At 70.1% G+C, this 16,189-nt stretch carries 18 protein-coding genes; 11 read left to right on the forward strand and 7 right to left on the reverse strand.

Annotated elements, in window-relative coordinates; all coding sequences use genetic code 11:
• Positions 1–138: 138 nt before the first annotated feature.
• A complete protein-coding gene (locus PV679_RS17880) occupies positions 139–306 on the forward strand; it encodes a DUF3117 domain-containing protein (RefSeq protein WP_003966491.1) in 168 nt (55 codons plus the stop codon).
• 155 nt (positions 307–461) lie between these two features.
• On the opposite strand, the gene PV679_RS17885 is transcribed toward PV679_RS17880, so the two are convergent.
• The gene (locus tag PV679_RS17885; RefSeq protein ID WP_319681283.1) at positions 462–1,127 is read right to left on the reverse strand and encodes an O-methyltransferase; all 666 of its coding nucleotides are present in this window, start codon (positions 1,125–1,127) and stop codon (positions 462–464) included.
• A 141-nt stretch (positions 1,128–1,268) separates the two neighbouring features.
• On the opposite strand from PV679_RS17885, the gene sigE reads away from it, so the two are divergent.
• From sigE to PV679_RS17910, 5 genes are all read left to right on the forward strand, one after another.
• Positions 1,269–2,027 (forward strand): RNA polymerase sigma factor SigE, encoded by a 759-nt coding sequence (gene sigE / locus PV679_RS17890; protein ID WP_319681284.1) that lies wholly within the window; start codon positions 1,269–1,271, stop codon positions 2,025–2,027.
• Positions 2,024–2,902 (forward strand): anti-sigma factor family protein, encoded by an 879-nt coding sequence (locus PV679_RS17895; RefSeq protein WP_319681285.1) that lies wholly within the window; start codon positions 2,024–2,026, stop codon positions 2,900–2,902. Before sigE ends, PV679_RS17895 begins: the two co-directional genes overlap by 4 nt.
• A gap of 90 nt (positions 2,903–2,992) precedes the next feature.
• Complete coding sequence (locus PV679_RS17900) at positions 2,993–4,660, forward strand: S1C family serine protease (RefSeq protein ID WP_319681287.1); 1,668 nt, start codon at positions 2,993–2,995, stop codon at positions 4,658–4,660.
• Between the two features lie 126 nt (positions 4,661–4,786).
• Positions 4,787–5,248 (forward strand): sec-independent translocase, encoded by a 462-nt coding sequence (locus tag PV679_RS17905; RefSeq protein WP_319681288.1) that lies wholly within the window; start codon positions 4,787–4,789, stop codon positions 5,246–5,248.
• A 116-nt stretch (positions 5,249–5,364) separates the two neighbouring features.
• Complete coding sequence (locus PV679_RS17910) at positions 5,365–6,033, forward strand: hypothetical protein (RefSeq protein ID WP_319681289.1); 669 nt, start codon at positions 5,365–5,367, stop codon at positions 6,031–6,033.
• A 72-nt stretch (positions 6,034–6,105) separates the two neighbouring features.
• On the opposite strand, the gene PV679_RS17915 is transcribed toward PV679_RS17910, so the two are convergent.
• The 3 genes from PV679_RS17915 to PV679_RS17925 are packed head-to-tail and all read right to left on the reverse strand — an operon-like array spanning position 6,106 to position 9,173.
• Positions 6,106–7,266 (reverse strand): Mrp/NBP35 family ATP-binding protein, encoded by a 1,161-nt coding sequence (locus PV679_RS17915; RefSeq protein ID WP_319681290.1) that lies wholly within the window; start codon positions 7,264–7,266, stop codon positions 6,106–6,108.
• Between the two features lie 40 nt (positions 7,267–7,306).
• Entirely contained in the window at positions 7,307–7,906 is a 600-nt protein-coding gene (locus PV679_RS17920) for a DUF1003 domain-containing protein (protein WP_319681291.1), read from the reverse strand.
• A complete protein-coding gene (locus tag PV679_RS17925; RefSeq protein WP_319681292.1) occupies positions 7,896–9,173 on the reverse strand; it encodes a magnesium transporter MgtE N-terminal domain-containing protein in 1,278 nt (425 codons plus the stop codon). Before PV679_RS17925 ends, PV679_RS17920 begins: the two co-directional genes overlap by 11 nt.
• Before the next feature lie 180 nt (positions 9,174–9,353).
• Here PV679_RS17925 and PV679_RS17930 point away from each other — a divergent pair, with 180 nt between their 5' ends.
• Complete coding sequence (locus PV679_RS17930) at positions 9,354–10,133, forward strand: hypothetical protein (protein ID WP_416069743.1); 780 nt, start codon at positions 9,354–9,356, stop codon at positions 10,131–10,133.
• 86 nt (positions 10,134–10,219) lie between these two features.
• Here the strand turns inward: PV679_RS17930 and PV679_RS17935 are convergent, their stop codons facing one another.
• A complete protein-coding gene (locus tag PV679_RS17935) occupies positions 10,220–10,729 on the reverse strand; it encodes a hypothetical protein (protein ID WP_319681293.1) in 510 nt (169 codons plus the stop codon).
• Between the two features lie 268 nt (positions 10,730–10,997).
• A complete protein-coding gene (locus PV679_RS17940; protein ID WP_319681294.1) occupies positions 10,998–12,122 on the reverse strand; it encodes a magnesium and cobalt transport protein CorA in 1,125 nt (374 codons plus the stop codon).
• Positions 12,123–12,546: 424 nt separating this feature from the next.
• Between PV679_RS17940 and PV679_RS17945 the strand changes: the two genes are divergently transcribed.
• From PV679_RS17945 to PV679_RS17960, 4 genes are all read left to right on the forward strand, one after another.
• Positions 12,547–13,185 (forward strand): suppressor of fused domain protein, encoded by a 639-nt coding sequence (locus PV679_RS17945; protein ID WP_319681295.1) that lies wholly within the window; start codon positions 12,547–12,549, stop codon positions 13,183–13,185.
• Between the two features lie 321 nt (positions 13,186–13,506).
• Complete coding sequence (locus PV679_RS17950) at positions 13,507–14,145, forward strand: DUF6758 family protein (RefSeq protein ID WP_319681296.1); 639 nt, start codon at positions 13,507–13,509, stop codon at positions 14,143–14,145.
• A gap of 117 nt (positions 14,146–14,262) precedes the next feature.
• Positions 14,263–15,150 carry a PHP domain-containing protein gene (locus tag PV679_RS17955; protein WP_319681297.1) on the forward strand — a complete coding sequence of 296 codons (888 nt, stop codon included), beginning with the start codon at positions 14,263–14,265 and terminating at the stop codon, positions 15,148–15,150.
• Between the two features lie 102 nt (positions 15,151–15,252).
• The gene (locus PV679_RS17960; protein ID WP_319681298.1) at positions 15,253–15,858 is read left to right on the forward strand and encodes a MarC family protein; all 606 of its coding nucleotides are present in this window, start codon (positions 15,253–15,255) and stop codon (positions 15,856–15,858) included.
• A 69-nt stretch (positions 15,859–15,927) separates the two neighbouring features.
• On the opposite strand, the gene PV679_RS17965 is transcribed toward PV679_RS17960, so the two are convergent.
• Positions 15,928–16,083: a hypothetical protein gene (locus PV679_RS17965; RefSeq protein ID WP_319681300.1), complete on the reverse strand. Its 156-nt coding sequence runs from the start codon at positions 16,081–16,083 to the stop codon at positions 15,928–15,930.
• Between the last annotated feature and the right edge of the window lie 106 nt (positions 16,084–16,189).

The raw sequence follows: 16,189 nt of genomic DNA on the forward strand, positions 1-16,189 counted from the left end.
GCGATGCCGTCCGATGTTGGTCATCGGGTCACGCCATGCGGGATAATGGGCCTGAAGCAACGTGTTCGATGCCGGTGACACAGCGCCTGTCATGGGGCCGCCGGCGGTGATGAGCTGGTTTCAGGAAGGGGAACGAGCATGGCGGCCATGAAGCCGCGAACGGGCGACGGCCCGCTCGAGGTGACCAAGGAGGGGCGGGGCATCGTCATGCGCGTTCCGCTCGAAGGCGGCGGTCGGCTTGTCGTCGAGCTGACTCCGGACGAGGCGGATGCGCTCGGCGATGCTCTGAAGAAGGTCGTCGGCTGAGCGGAACGCTCACAGTCTTCGGGGCCGTTGGTCACCCCCGGATCGACACCAGCGCTGCCCCGGCACGGATCACTCCGCGCCGGGGCAGCGCCTTGTCGTGCGGGCGCGCGGGCACGGGTCGGTAAGAGGCGTACGGAAGGCCGTGCCGGACGGCCTCAGCCGCGCCGTACGGCGCAGAGCAGTCCGTCGCCCACCGGCAGCAGGGACGGCTGCAGCTCCGGGCTCTCCCGTACGGTCCGCAGCAGCTCCCGCAGCCGCAGCACCTCGGCGGGCTGGGCCGCCGAATCCACCGTCCGGCCGTTCGCGAACACGCCTTCGAAGCAGATGAGCCCGCCGGGCCTGAGCAGACGCAACGATTCATCGAGATAGTCGAGGCACTCCAGCCGGTCGCCGTCGCAGAAGACGAGGTCGTATCCGCCGTCCGCGAGCCGGGGCAGCACATCCAGGGCGCGGCCGGGGATGAAGCGCGCGCGGTTTCCCGTGAAGCCGGCGGCCCGGAACGCCTGCCGGGCGAACTGCTGGCGATCGGGCTCCGTGTCGACCGTGGTCAGGACGCCGTCCGGCCGCATGCCCTGGAGCAGATACGTCCCCGAGACACCGGTACCGGTGCCGATCTCGGCGACCGCCTTCGCGTCCAGCGTGGCGGCGAGCAGACGCAGCGCGGCGCCGGTGCCTGGTGACACCGAGCGAAGGCCCGCCTCACGGGCCCGGTCCCGGGCCCAGCGGAGTGCTTCGTCCTCGGCGACAAAGGCGTCGGCGAACGCCCAGCTCGTCTGCCGGTTGGCGGTAATGACCCTCTCCTTGTCCCGTTGGCGGCGCAACGGTGACTGTATCCGCTGCGCTCGGGAACCCGCAGATGGGACCAGGCGTTGTGCAGAGCGGGGAATGGCATGGATCGGCACAGGGGACCGACCCCAAATGCGCGTAAAGATTCTTATCCGGAGCTAACGGGCGGAGTGGCTATGGTAGGGGCTCCACTGGACACCACCAGAGCCGATAGGGGAGGTGCGGCTGCGCCTGTGGATCGGGGAGGAGTGCTCAGGCGTCTTCTCAGGTCGGCTGGTGAGCCGAAATCCGTGACCAACACTGCTGACCGTTCTCGCTCCATCGACTCCGCAGTTACAGCGACCTTCGCATCGGATGCGGAATCGCAGGCGTGGACGCCTCCCACCTGGGAGGAGATCGTCAGCACGCACAGCGGACGTGTCTACCGCCTCGCCTACCGCCTCACGGGCAACCAGCACGACGCCGAGGACCTGACCCAGGAGGTCTTCGTCCGGGTCTTCCGTTCGCTGTCGACCTACACCCCCGGCACCTTCGAGGGCTGGCTGCACCGCATCACCACCAATCTCTTCCTCGACATGGTCCGGCGCAAGCAGCGGATCCGTTTCGACGCGCTCGGTGACGACGCGGCGGAGCGGCTGCCCAGCCGGGAGCCCTCGCCTCAGCAGGTCTTCCACGACACGCACTTCGACGCGGACGTCCAGCAGGCGCTGGACACCCTCGCGCCCGAATTCCGGGCGGCGGTGGTGCTCTGCGACATCGAGGGGCTCTCGTACGAGGAGATCGCGGCCACGCTCGGTGTGAAGCTCGGCACCGTGCGCAGCAGGATCCACCGTGGCCGTTCGCATCTCCGCAAGGCCCTGCAGCACCGTTCTCCCGAGGCCCGGGCCGAGCAGCGCGCCTTCGTGTGCGTGGCGGGGGAGGGCGGATCGGCGTGAGTGGCACCGGCCCGACCCCCGCTGAGCAGCACCTGGGGGACCGACTCGCCGCCTTGGTCGACGGAGAGCTGGACCATGACGCGCGTGAGCGTGTGCTGGCCCATCTGGCGACCTGCGCCAAGTGCAAGGCAGAGGCCGACGCCCAGCGCCGGCTGAAGAACGTTTTCGCGCAGTCCGCTCCACCGCCGCCCTCCGCCGGGCTGCTCGCCAGGCTCCAGGGGCTGCCGGGGGGAGCGTCCGGGGACGACGGCGACGGCAGAGGTCTGTTCGACGGAGGACGCTTCGGTGACGGCGTCTTCGGAGTGTCCACGGACGGCTTCGGCTATGCCCCGGTGGGCCCGCACGCCGGCGTGATCCCCGGCGGCTCCGGTTTCCGTATCCACGAGGTCGCGCGCCAGGAGGCTGAGCGCTCGCCGTGGCGCGGGCGGCGGTTCGCCTTCGCGGCCGCCAGTGCCGTGTCCTTCGCCGCGATGGCGCTGGGCGGCACTCTGCCGCTCGGGACGCCCGGCGATGTCCTGCCGCGTGGCGCGGGCAACAACGTCACTCCCATGCGGGCCCCGGCCGGGAGCACGGCTCCGGTCTCCGCCGGTACGGAGTCCACTCGGCGCCAGAGCGGCGGCGGCGATGGAATCCTGCCGCAGTTCGTCGACCGCCCGGCCCCCACGGCCCCTCCCGGGATGCTCCAGGCACAGACGCTCTCCGAGCGCTCGTTCACGCCGGGGATTCTGACCGGCTCCGCGCCGTTGCCGCTGGTGCGGCCCACGGGCATGGCGCTCCAGATCGACGACGTGTCCGGCACTCCGACCGCCACTCCCAGCCCCACCCGGCTCGCCGCACCGACGCTGCCGGCCGCGCCGTTCTCGTCCCGGCGCTGACCACGTCCCTGCGCGGACATTCGTAAACCTGGTTGAATCTTTCGCAGGGGTGCCCCCGCCGGGGCGCGGAACGGCAGTTGCGGGGAGAGCATGGACGACGGGAAGCCCACCGGGCCCAAGGCGAAGTGGTGGAGCCGTCCCTCGGCGGGACACGGGACACCGGCGGAGCCCGAGGTACCGCCGTCCCGGCACGGCGAGACGCCGTCTCGCGAAGCGGCTCCTGCGCCCGGCGAGCCGCCCCTGATATCGGGTGAGCCGGGACCACTGCCCGGCCCGGTGTCCGCCGGCGAAGCCTCCGTACCTCACCAGGTGACTCAGCGAGTACCCCAGCAGGCGCGGCCGAAGCCGCTGCACGAGCCCGACGCCTACAGCACACCGCCCTACGGCGGGCCAGGCCCCTGGGCGCCCGCTCCTCCCGTGCAGCGCCCTGTTCCCACTCCGGCGCACGGCACTCCGCCGCCGCCTCCGTACGCGGCGCCCCAGGGCCCGGGAGACGATCCCGCGCCGCGGGTCCAGACTCTTCCGCAGCCGCCTCATCAGCTCCCGCCCATGCGGCCGCAGGCTCCTCCGGGATCGCCGCGGTGGACGCAGTACGACCCGTGGAGCGCGTCCGGCCAGCAGCCCCTGACGCGGTACGGCGAGCCGCCGCGGAGGCGGCGCCGGTCCGGTCTGGCCGGAGCGGTACTGCTGGCGCTGGTCACCGGTGTGCTGGGCGGCGCGGTCGGCGCGTACGTCGAAGGCAACGGCGGCTTCACCGACGTCGAACTCCCTCAGGCGGGCCCGGAGACCGGCGGCCGCGCTCCCGACAGCGTCGCGGGCATCGCGGCCAGCGCCCTGCCCAGCGTCGTCACCCTGCATGTCAGTGGCAGCGGCGAACAGGGCACCGGCACCGGTTTCGTCCTGGACCGGCAGGGCCACATCCTGACGAACAATCATGTCGTCCAGCCGGCGTCCTCCTCCGGCGAGATATCCGTCACGTTCAGCGGCGGCGAGACCGCCAGGGCGAAGCTCGTGGGCAAGGACAGCGGCTATGACCTCGCCGTCGTGAAGGTCACCGGAGTCTCCGGGCTCAAGCCGCTGCCGCTGGGCAACTCGGACAATGTCCGGGTCGGCGACCCCGTCGTGGCCATCGGTGCTCCCTTCGACCTGTCCAACACGGTGACCTCCGGGATCATCAGCGCCAAACAGCGGCCCATCACCGCCGGCGGCGAGAAGGGCGACGGCAGCGACATCAGTTACGTGGACGCGCTGCAGACCGACGCACCGATCAACCCCGGCAACTCGGGCGGCCCGCTGGTCGACAGCCGGGCCCGGGTCATCGGCATCAACAGCGCGATCCGTGCCGCGGACACCGGCGCCGATCCCGAGGCCGGTCAGTCCGGATCCATCGGACTTGGCTTCGCCATACCCATCAACCAGGGCAAGCGGGTCGCGGAGGAACTGATCAACACCGGCAGGGCCACCCATCCCGTGATCGGCGTCAACCTCGACATGCAGTACGCCGGTGACGGCGCCCGGGTCGGTACGAAGGCGGCCGACGGCGGTCCGGCGGTGATCGCCGGCGGCCCCGGCGCCAAGGCCGGTATCAGGCCGGGAGACGTCATCACGGAGGTGGACGGCGAGCGGGTGCACGGCGGCGAGGAGCTGATCGTCAAGATCCGCGCCCACCGGCCGGGAGACCGGCTGGAGCTCACCGTGGTCCGCGGCGGCGAAAAGCGGACCATGACGTTGTCCCTGGGCTCCGCGGACGGCACCTGACGGTCACCCGAAGGTACCGCCCGGACAGGTCCGGCAGGTACCGTGGAGCGGCCCGGCCCTTGACCCATCTCAGGCCAGGACGGCATCGTCCGGTCTGCGGGCAACGAGAAGACAAGGAGCGGCAAGGTGTTCAATGACATTGGCGGACTAGAGCTTGTGACGCTCGTGGTCCTCGCCGTACTTGTCTTCGGCCCGGAAAAGCTGCCCAAGGTCATTCAGGATGCTTCCCGCTTCATCCGGAAGATCCGCGAGTTCTCCGAGAACGCCAAGCAGGACATCCGATCCGAGCTGGGCCCGGAGTTCAAGGACTTCGACTTCGAGGACCTCAACCCCAAGACGTTCGTCCGCAAGCAGCTTCTGGACAACGACGATCTGGGGCTGAAGGAGATCACCGGCAGCTTCGACCTCCGCAAGGAGATGGCGGATGTCGCGGACGCGGTCAACGGCCATGAGAGTGGCTCTGCCGCGTCCGACACGGTGGCTCCGGTCGCCGCCGCGAACGGCTCGTCCGGTACTCCCGACCTGCTGAAGAAGCGTGAGAAGCCCGAGCAGAGCGACCGTCCGCCCTTCGACGCCGACGCCACCTGAGCCCGATCAATCCCTGAGAGTCGGGACTGGGTGGCTATCCTCCATCTGTCCGGCAGTGAGGCGCCCGTCGGGGGCGGGCCGCTCCGGACTCACGAGATCGAGGAGGCGCCGGCCAGATGGAGACGACGAGTCGGGCAGGGGCGCGGAACGTGGCCAGCTCATCCACCGCCGAGGGAGGGCCGGCGGCGAAGACGCGTACCGTCGAGGCCTATCGGCGGGCCGCTTTTCCCTGGTACGGACTGGATGACGCGTTCACGGGACCGCGTTGGCTGATGCAGGTCGGCGTCACCGCCGACGGCAAGGTGCAGCACGGCTCGACGGGCCATGGTGAGGTGCCGTCGATAAGACCGGACGCGTCGGGCGGGCTGAAGGAACGCTTCGCGGTGGTCGTCACAGTGGCCACCAGCCCCGTCCGGCGCAGCGGTGACGGCACCGGGCATCTCGATGCCACGACGGCCTCCTCGGCGGCCTGGCTGGCCGGTTCGGGCCTGCTGTCCTCCATCTGGCCCGTGCAGCTCGACCACACCCTGCGCGACGACTGGCTGTCCCAGCAGACGGAGGCCGCGTTCGAGCTGGCCGACGATCTGGAAGGAGCCGCCTGGTCGGCGCTCTCGCTGCCGGTCGACGCGGAGCCGACGCCCTTTCACTACCGCGAGTCCGAGTTCGGCTGGGTGCTGGCCGGATCGACGCGGAGCGGGGTGCACCTGGGAGCGTACGGGCGTGGGATGAGCGCCTACGGCCTGGGCTTCTCGGCGATCGACGACATCGCGGCCTACGCCTCCTGACAGGGCGTGAGCCGGACAGCCCTTGGGCGCGGCCGCGCGGAGCGGCCGCGCCCAGGACGTATCTCGTGGGCCTCAGAACTTGTTGCGCGGGGTGATTCCCAGCGACAGGCCCGACAGACCGCGCTGCCGGCCGCCCAGCTTGCTCGCGATCTCGCGCAGCGCGGTGGCCGCCGGCGAGTCCGGGTCGGACAGCACGATGGGCTTGCCCTCGTCGCCGCCCTCCCGCAGCCGTACGTCGATCGGGATCGCGCCCAGCACCGGGACCGTGGCGCCGGTCGTCTTCGTCAGCCCGTCGGCGACCAGCTTGCCGCCGCCGGTGCCGAAGACATCGATCATCTCGTCGCAGTGCGGGCACGGCAGGCCCGACATGTTCTCGACGACTCCGACGATCTTCTGATGAGTCTGTACGGCGATGGAGCCGGCCCGCTCCGCGACCTCGGCCGCGGCCTGCTGCGGCGTGGTGACCACCAGGATCTCGGCGTTCGGCACGAGCTGCGCGACCGAGATCGCGATATCTCCGGTGCCCGGCGGCAGGTCCAGCAGCAGCACGTCCAGATCGCCCCAGTAGACGTCCGCGAGGAACTGCTGGAGCGCGCGGTGCAGCATCGGACCGCGCCACACCACCGGAGCGTTGCCGGGCGTGAACATACCGATGGAGATCACCTTCACGCCGTTCGCGGACGGCGGCATGATCATGTTCTCGACCTGAGTGGGCCGGCCGTCCGCGCCGAGCATCCGCGGCACGCTGTGTCCGTAGATGTCCGCGTCGACCACTCCGACCTTCAGCCCGTCGGCCGCCATCGCCGCCGCCAGGTTGACCGTCACCGAGGACTTGCCGACACCGCCCTTGCCCGACGCCACCGCGTACACCCGCGTCAGCGAGCCGGGCTTGGCGAACGGCACCTCCCGTTCGGCGGTGCCGCCACGCAGCGAGGACGCCAGCTCGCGCCGCTGCTCGTCGCTCATCACATCCAGCGTGACGTCGACCCGGGTGACACCCGCCACCCGGGAGACCGCCTCCGACACGCTCCGCGTGATGGTGTCGCGCATCGGGCAGCCGGACACCGTGAGGTAGACCGTGACAGCCACCGCGCCGTCGGCTCCGATGTCCACCGATTTCACCATGCCGAGATCGGTGATGGGCCGGTGGATCTCGGGGTCGTTCACCGTCGCCAGCGCGTCACGCACCGCTTCTTCCGCGGGGACGGCGGTTCCGTACGTCTCGGTAGCCATACCGAGATGGTACGGCGCCAGGTGCCCGCCCAGGAAAGCCTCAGCGGTCGGTTTCGTCTCGTCCGTGTCCCGTCTCCGCCGGAAAGACCAGGTGGTGGTCTGCCAGGTCCCTCACCAGGTCCTGGAGTTCCGAACGGAGCCAGTCGCGCGTGGTGACCTCGCCGAGGCCCATCCGCAGCGCCGCGATCTCCCGCGTCAGATACTCGGTGTCCGCGATCGAGCGCTCGTTCTGCTTGCGCTCCTGCTCCTGCGTGACCCGGTCCCGGTCGTCCTGGCGGTTCTGCGCCAGCAGGATCAGCGGCGCGGCGTACGACGCCTGGAGGGACAGGACCAGGGTCAGGAAGATGAACGGATACGGGTCGAAGCGCCAGCCGCTGGGCACCGTGATGTTCCAGACGACCCACACGGTGACGATCAGGGTCATCCAGACGATGAAGCGGCCCGTCCCCAGGAAGCGCGCGACCCGCTCCGAGAGCTGCCCGAACGCCTCCGGGTCGTAGTCGGGCAGCAGCCTGCGCCGCCGGTCCAGTGGCTGGTCGAGCCGGCCTCGCGAGCCACGTACCAGCGCCGTCGCGCCGCCTCCGGGCCCGGCCTTGGACCGCTCCCGGCCACCGTCCCGGTCGGGCCGCTCAGCCGCCACGGGCGGCCTCCTCCAGGCCGCGGAACCCGGTCTCCCGCCAGTCGTCGGGCAGCAGGTGGTCCAGTACGTCGTCGACCGTCACCACGCCGAGCAGCGAGCCTCTGTCGTCGACGACCGGCGCCGAGACCATGTTGTACGCGGCGAGATGGCCGGTGATCGCGGGCAGTTGAGTGTCCGGAGCGAGCGGCGGCAGATCGCTGTCCACGATCGAACTGACCAGGGTGAACGGCGGCTCCCGCAGCAGCCGCTGGAAGTGGACCGTGCCCAGGTACTTGCCCGTCGGTGTCTCGTCCGGCGGCCGGCACACATAGACCTGCGCCGCCAGAGCGGGCGAGAGGTCGTGCTGCCGCACCCGGGCCAGCGCGTCCGCCACCGTCGCGTCGGGCCGCAGCACGATCGGCTCGGTCGTCATCAGACCGCCCGCGGTGCGCTCCTCGTACGACATCAGCCGCCGCACGTCCGCCGCGTCTCCCGGCCGCATCAGCGTCAGCAGCCGCTCCTTGTCGGCCTCGGGCAGCTCGGAGAGGAGATCGGCCGCGTCGTCCGGGTCCATCGCCTCCAGCACGTCGGCGGCGCGGTCCTCCTTGAGCTTGCCGAGGATCTCCACCTGGTCGTCGCCCGGCAGCTCCTCCATGACGTCCGCGAGCCGGTCGTCGTCGAGAGCCGCGGCCACCTCGGCCCGCCGCTTCGGCGAGAGATGGTGCAGCACATTGGCCAGATCGACCGGACGCAGCCGCTCGAAGGTGGCGACGAGATTCTCCGCGCCCTGTCCCTCCTCCTCCAGCGAGAAACCGGTGACCGCGGACCACTCGACGGTCAGCGTCTCGCCGCGCCGCCTGAGCGCGCCGCCTTTCCGACCGCGCCGTACGAAGACCTTGTCGATCTCCCAGTCGCGCCGTGCGGGAAGCTGCTGGACGGCGACATCGAGGACGGTCACCTCCTCGCCGCTGTCCACCAGCCGCACCCGGCGGTCGAGCAGCTCACCGAGGACGAGGCGCTCGGTCGGACGCTGTTCGAAGCGCCGCATGTTGACCACACCCGTGGTGATGACCTGACCCGACTCGATACCGGTGACCCGTGTCATGGGCAGGAAGATCCGCCGCCTGCTGAGCACCTCGACGACCAGTCCCAGCAGTCGTGGCGGACGGCGGCCGACGCGGAGGACCGCCACCAGGTCGCGGACCCGTCCGACCTGGTCGCCGCTGGGATCGAAGACCGGCGCACCGGCGAGATGAGAGACGAAGACACGAGGGACGCCTGCCGCCATGAGGAGCGCCTCCTTGTCCTCGCTTGTCCAGCTATCCGGCGGGATAACGGGTTCAGGCTAGCCCGTACCGCTGCGATACGCCCGGGCGGAAGCACCCTTCCGGCTCTCTGTCGAGTGGTGCTTCCGGCCCGGGTACGCTGCGGTCTGCCACCCCCACTGTGTACGAGAGGCAGTGCGTCTGTGACCGGTTTTCTGTCGTCCGGCCGTGCCCGCCGGGCCGCTCTCCCCGTCGCGATCTGCGCGGGGCTGGCGACGATGCTCACGGCATGCGGTGAGGATCCGGACGCGGGGACGAACGGTGTCGGCAAGCTCTCCGCCACCGAGATCAAGAGAAAGGCGCAGACGGCGGCGGACGGCACGGACGCGGTCCGGCTCTCCGGCTCGCTGGTCAGCCAGGGGCAGACGTACAAGCTCAATATGCGGCTCAAGGAGAGCGGCGGCATCGGGTCCGTCACCACGAAGAACAGCACGTTCCAGCTTCTGCGCATCGAGGACGCGCTCTTCCTCAAGGCCGACGCCGACTTCTGGGACCACGCGGGCGGCCACAGCGAGGAGAGCGCCGAGCCCGACGACACGGACACCGAGGTCGCGGGCAAGCTCCAGGACAAGTATGTGAAGGTCCCGGAGGACGATCCCTCGTACAAGCAGCTCAGCGGCTTCACGGACATGAAGACCCTGCTCGACGGACTGCTGACGCTGCACGGCAAGCTGGACAAGGGTGCCCGCGACAAGATCGGCGGCGTACGGACCATCAAGATCAGCGGCAGTGAGGGCGACGGCGGGACGCTGGACGTCTCGCTCGAAGGCACGCCGTACCCGCTGCAACTGGTGCGCGCGGGCGGCGCCGGCACGCTCACCCTCGCCGACTGGGGCCAGGACTTCCCGCTGGAGGCCCCGGCCAAGGGACAGACGGTCGACTACGGCAGCAGGCTGCCGGGTGCCGAGGGTGCCGAGGGTTAGGACAGCCCTGAGGGCTGTCCCGTCATCACCGGCGGGCGCGCGACGACGACAGCTACGGCGCCTCGCCGCGTTGTCGGAACGCCCCCTCAGCGGCGCTTCGCGCGCCGGAACAACAGGCGTCCCAGCGAGGCCGGTACCGGCTCCCGGGTCGTCGCCCCGGTCGGCAGCGGCGGCGCCGCCAGAGAGCCGTGTGGCAGCTCGGTGATCGCGTCCCGGGGCGACAGTCGCAGCACCCGGCACTCACGCGCCCAGCGCTCCGTCATCAGCTCCGCGTCCGGCGCGTTCAGCCGCTTGCCCTTCAGCTCGGCGACGGCCGTCTCCCACTCCGTCGAGTGCGGTGCGAGCTCGGTGACGGCCGCGGTCCAGGCGACCAGCCGGCCGCCCTTGTCCTTGCTGCGTACGGTCACCTGGGCGGCGGAGCCGTCGGCGAGGTCCGGCAGCGGCTGCTCTCCGGGGCCGTCTCCGACCAGATACGCCGCGCCCTCGTGCCAGACGTGCCACAGCGCGCGTTCGGGTCCCGAGCCGCGCACCCAGACGAGGCCGGACTTCTTGGTGGCCTCCTCGACGAGCGCCTGGCCGAGCTGCGGTTCAGTCATGCGCGCAGCTTAAAGGAGGCGGCACCACGGCCGCCCGGCTCGCGGCGGCCATGGTGCCGCTCGCCGTCGGACACATCCTGGATGTATTGACCTAGGCCGTGTCTGACACATGGCGCCGTCCGCCCGGAGGGCGGGGCCTGCGACGTCTGGTGCGTGCGATCCCAAGGCGGAGGATCATCCGTGTACTGGACGTACTCGGATGACTCCGACAACGCGGTGAGCGTGCGTGCCAGACGTCGCAGGCCAGGCGGGATGTGTCAGACAGGGCCTAGAGCCAGCCGTTGCGCTTGAGCGTGCGATGGATCGTCAGACAGACGACGCCGATCGCGACCAGCACCATCGGATAGCCGAACTTCCAGTGCAGCTCCGGCATGTGGTCGAAGTTCATGCCGTAGATCCCGCAGACCGCCGTCGGTACGGCGATGATGGCCGCCCAGGACGTGATCTTGCGCATGTCCTCGTTCTGCGCGACGGTGGCCTGCGCCAGATTGGCCTGGAGGATCGAATTCAGCAGTTCGTCGAAGCCGATGACCTGCTCGTGCACCCGGGCGAGATGGTCCGCGACATCACGGAAGTACTTCTGGATGTCGGGATCGACGAGCCGCATCGGCCGCTCGCTCAGAAGCTGCATGGGCCGCAGCAGCGGAGAGACGGCCCGCTTGAATTCGAGCACCTCACGCTTGAGCTGGTAGATCCGGCCGGCGTCCGAGCCGCGCGGGCTGCCCTTCGCGGGCGCGGAGAACACATCGATCTCGACCTCGTCGATGTCGTCCTGCACGGCGCCCGCCACCGCGATGTAACCGTCGACGACATGGTCGGCGATGGAGTGCAGCACGGCCGAGGGCCCTTTGGCGAGCAGCTCGGTGTCGTCCTCAAGACGGTGGCGCAGATTGCGCAGCGAGCCCTTGCCGCCATGGCGGACGGTGATGACGAAGTCCCGGCCGGTGAAGCACATGACCTCACCGGTGTCGACGACCTCGCTGGTCGCGGTCAGTTCGGTGTGCTCGACGTAGTGGATGGTCTTGAAAACGGTGAACAGGGTGTCGTCGTAGCGCTCCAGCTTGGGCCGCTGGTGCGCGTGTACGGCGTCCTCCACCGCCAGCGGGTGCAGTCCGAACTCGGCCGCGATACCGGCGAATTCCGCCTCGGTCGGCTCGTGCAGGCCGATCCAGGCGAATCCGCCGCCCTCGCGTACGCGCAGCATCGCCTCGTGCGGGGTGACACAGGGGTCCTTCACGACCCGCCGCCCGTCGCGGTAGACGGCGCAGTCGACGACCGCGCTCGACGCGGACGGGTCACGGGTGGCGTCGTACGTCTCGTACTTGCTGTACGCGGCGCTGGTCTTGCGCAGGGACGGGCGGACCGCTGCGCGCAGGTCACGGATCATCGACATGGCGGGCTCCTTCACGGAGAGGCCGTCGGTGAGGCGTGGCACAGCCCGGAATGGGGACGTGTGTGCGTACGTCCGCAAAGCGGGCGGCACCGCGGGGTCACGGTGACGGCGTTCGCTTCAGACAGGCAAAAACACAAGCAATGAAAGAAGTGCTCTTCCGGCGTGCTACCTGCCGCGGGCTGGGCGGACGGAGCCTCAGGCCACAGAAGAAAGGAGTCGTGCGGAAGAGCGGCTGGTACTGGCCGGGTGACTTCGATCCACCGCAGCCCCACCTCCTCCGGCCGGTCCCCCGTAGGGGATGACGTGTCGTCGGGACCTGAGGGCGACGCTTGCGCGTGCTGTCCCGACCAGCGGCCAAGACTATCAGTCCACAGGAGGCCAATCCCTTCCCATCCCCCATCCATACGCGTTCTATGCTCCCGGCATGGCAGAAATTCTTGCTCTGGTCGAGGCCCGGTTGCGGACGGCGCTGGGTGAGCCGGACGCGCGCGCCGCCGTGACCTTCCTGGGCACGGACCGCATCGAGGTGCTGCGCTTCCGGGACTCCCAGGGCGGCACCGACGTGGTGAGGTATGTCACTCTCGGGATGTCGGCGCAGCCGATGGCGGATCCGGCCGAGACGCTCACCGGCGGACCTGGTCCGCACGCTCCGGTGAACCCGTACGCGGCGCCGCCGCTCTCGGGGCCGAGAGCCGAGCTGGTGCTGTCGGTGCGGGCCGGGCTCGCCGACACCGGACAGGTACTGCGACCGCTGGCCGTGCTGGCCGCCTCTCCACAGGTCGAGGGCGTGATCGTGGCTCCCGGCGGCTCGCTCGACCTCGGTGAACCGCTGTGGCCCGGTGCGCCGTTCAGCTCCGTACTGGTCGGTGAGCCCGGCGGACTGGTCGAGGACCTGGAGCTGGATCCGCCGCTGGAGCCGGTGCGCTTTCTGCCGCTGCTGCCGATGACTCCCAACGAGGCGGCCTGGAAACGGGTCAGAGGCGCCCAGGAGCTTCAGGAGCGATGGCTGGCGCACGGCACGGATCTGCGCGATCCGCTGCGCCGATCCGTCGCGCTGGACTGACGACTACCGCCGTGTCCGGGCCCGTGGCGCCGAACGGTCTCGTGGCGCCGGTCAGTTGACGAGGACCGAGACGCTGTCCTCGGTGGTATGGGCCGGCCGGAGGTCCGCGGCCCGGTGGCTCGGCGCGCGGCGCCGACGACGGCCGCGACCGCGGCGACGACGGCGACCACGAAGGGACGCCCGGCCGCATCGATGCGGTATGCACCTAGTGAGTTAGGCGCGCTAACTAGTGCATGTTACATCTATCTTTCCCGGTCGAGTCCTCCGTCAGGCGGTTGATCGTCTTGACGCGAGGTCGGCCGGGGAGGACCGTGGGTCGCTATGAGGGGCGAACCCAGTTGCCCGAAGTGCGGTGGCCGAGTCAGGGCGCCCGGTCTCTTCGCCGACTCCTGGCAGTGCGACGAACACGGTCCTGTATATCCGCTCCAGCCCGTGATACCGCCCAGCGTCGAAGCCCTAGCCGTCGTGGTGCACCGCGCCCGGGTCCCGGTCTGGATGCCCTGGCCGCTGCCGGTCGGCTGGCTCTTCGCGGGAGTGGCGTACGCGGGCGACGACCGCAGCGGAGGCCGCGCCACCGCGGTGGCCTGCTCGGGTCCCGGCCCGCTCGGCGGCAGAGGTGAACTCCTCCTGGTCGCGGAGGAATTGGGCGTCGGGCTCGGTGCGCACTACGCCGGGATCGACGGTCCCGACCCGGGTCCGGACATCTGTGTGGACAAGCCGCCGGGGACCAAGCTGCTCGCGGCGGGCCGGCCCACTCCGCTCTGGCATGTCGCCAAGGCTCCGGCGGACCGCGCGGTCTTCGCGGGCGAGGCGCTCGGGCTCTGGCTCTGGGCGATCGTCTGGCCCGAGCAGTCGGGGCTGCTGCTCTACGACGAGCTGGTGCTGACCGATGTGCGGGACGTCGGCGCGGAGGCCGAACTGCTGCCGTGCGGAGCGCTGTCGCAGCGGCTGCTGTCCTGACCGCGGCCCCGTGCCGGAGGGCCGGCGGCCGGCGGATCGTGGCCAAGGACAGGGTGTTCGAATCTCCCGTTATCCTGGAGCGTCCCCTGTCCGCCCCGAGCCCCCGGAGTACGCGTCGTGCGCATCGATCTGCACACCCACTCCACGGCCTCGGACGGTACGGACACCCCGGCCGAGCTGGTCCACCACGCGGCCGCCGCCGGGCTCGACGTCATCGCGCTGACCGACCACGACTCCACCCGCGGCCATGCCGAGGCGATCGCGGCCCTCGCCGGCCTGGACCGGGAACTCACCCTGGTCACCGGCGCCGAACTGTCCTGCCGCCTCGACGGCACCGGGCTGCACATGCTCGCGTACCTCTTCGACCCGTCCGAGCCCGAACTGCTGCGCGAGCGCGAGCTGGTACGGGACGACCGTGTCCCGCGCGCGCGGACCATGGTCCGCAAGCTCCAGGAGCTGGGCGTGCCCATCACCTGGGAGCAGGTGGCGCGCATCGCCGGTGACGCCTCCCTCGGCCGCCCGCACATCGCCACCGCACTCGTCGAACTCGGTGTCGTCGAGACCGTCTCCGACGCCTTCACGCCCGAGTGGCTGGCCGACGGCGGACGCGCGTACGCCGGAAAACACGAGTTCGACCCCTTCGACGCGATCCGCCTGGTGAAGGCCGCCGGCGGTGTCACCGTCTTCGCGCACCCGCAGGCCGTCACACGCGGCGAGGTCGTACCCGAGTCCGCGATCGAGCTGCTGGCCGCCGCGGGTCTCGACGGCATCGAGGTCGACCACACGGACCACGACGAACCGACCCGGGCCCGGCTGCGCGCCCTGGCCGCCGGCCTCGGGCTGCTGACCACCGGGTCCAGCGACTACCACGGCAGCCGGAAGCCCGTGGAGCTCGGCGCCTGCACCACCGACCCGGAGATCTACGGGGAGATCACCAGGCGCGCCTCCGGCGCGTTCCCCGTCCCCGGCGCGGGCGGACAGGGCCCGGCACCGGACAGGACCTGACCTCCTCCGTCCCGCGCTCCGGGTCTGCCTTCCGGCCCGGCCGCTGTCCCGCGGTCCGTCAAGCCGCCTCTTTCCCGCTCACTCCTCGCAAGGCCCTTAACTGTGTTCGACTTCGCCGTCTTCGGATCCCTTTTCCTCACCCTGTTCGTGATCATGGACCCGCCCGGGATCACGCCGATCTTTCTCGCGCTCACCTCCGGCCGGCCCGCCAAGGTCAGACGGTCCATGGCCTGGCAGGCGGTGGCCGTGGCCTTCAGCGTGATCAGTGTCTTCGGTGTCCTCGGCCAGCAGATCCTGGACTATCTCCATGTCTCCGTGCCGGCGCTGATGATCGCCGGTGGCCTGCTTCTGCTGCTCATCGCGCTCGACCTGCTGACCGGGAAGAACGAGGAACCCAAGCAGACCAAGGACGTCAATGTGGCGCTCGTACCGCTGGGCATGCCGCTGCTCGCGGGGCCCGGTGCCATCGTGTCCGTCATCCTCGCCGTGCAGCACGCGGACGGAGCGACGGCGCAGATCTCGGTCTGGGCCGCGATAGCCGCCATGCACGCCGTGCTCTGGGTGACGATGCGCTACTCACTGCTGATCATCCGGCTGATCAAGGACGGCGGTGTGGTGCTGGTGACCCGGCTGGCCGGGATGATGCTGTCGGCGATCGCCGTGCAGCAGATCATCAACGGTGTCACTCAGGTCGTGCGCGGTGCCTGACACAGCAGCGCCCCCGTACGAGTGATCCGTACAGGGGCGCTTCGTCAGTCGTGAGAAGTGGCGTCAGAATTATGAGGCGGCCGAGGTCTCGGCCGGGCGGATATAGATGCGCTGGCCCATCGAGGCGGCCTGCTGCACTATCCGGTTGACGGAGGCGGCGTCCACAACGGTGCTGTCCACGGCGGAGCCGTCGACGTCGTCGAGTCGCATGATTTCGAAGCGCAAGGCTTCTCCCTTCGTCTGATCCTCCTGCTGGAGAACTACTGGTGACGGGCAAAACCGTCGTTGTTACATGTCTCTACAACGGCTTGCTCTCTGCAAACATTCCCTA

It is taken from the genome of Streptomyces sp. AK02-01A (assembly GCF_033795305.1).
Classification (GTDB): Bacteria; Actinomycetota; Actinomycetes; order Streptomycetales; family Streptomycetaceae; genus Streptomyces.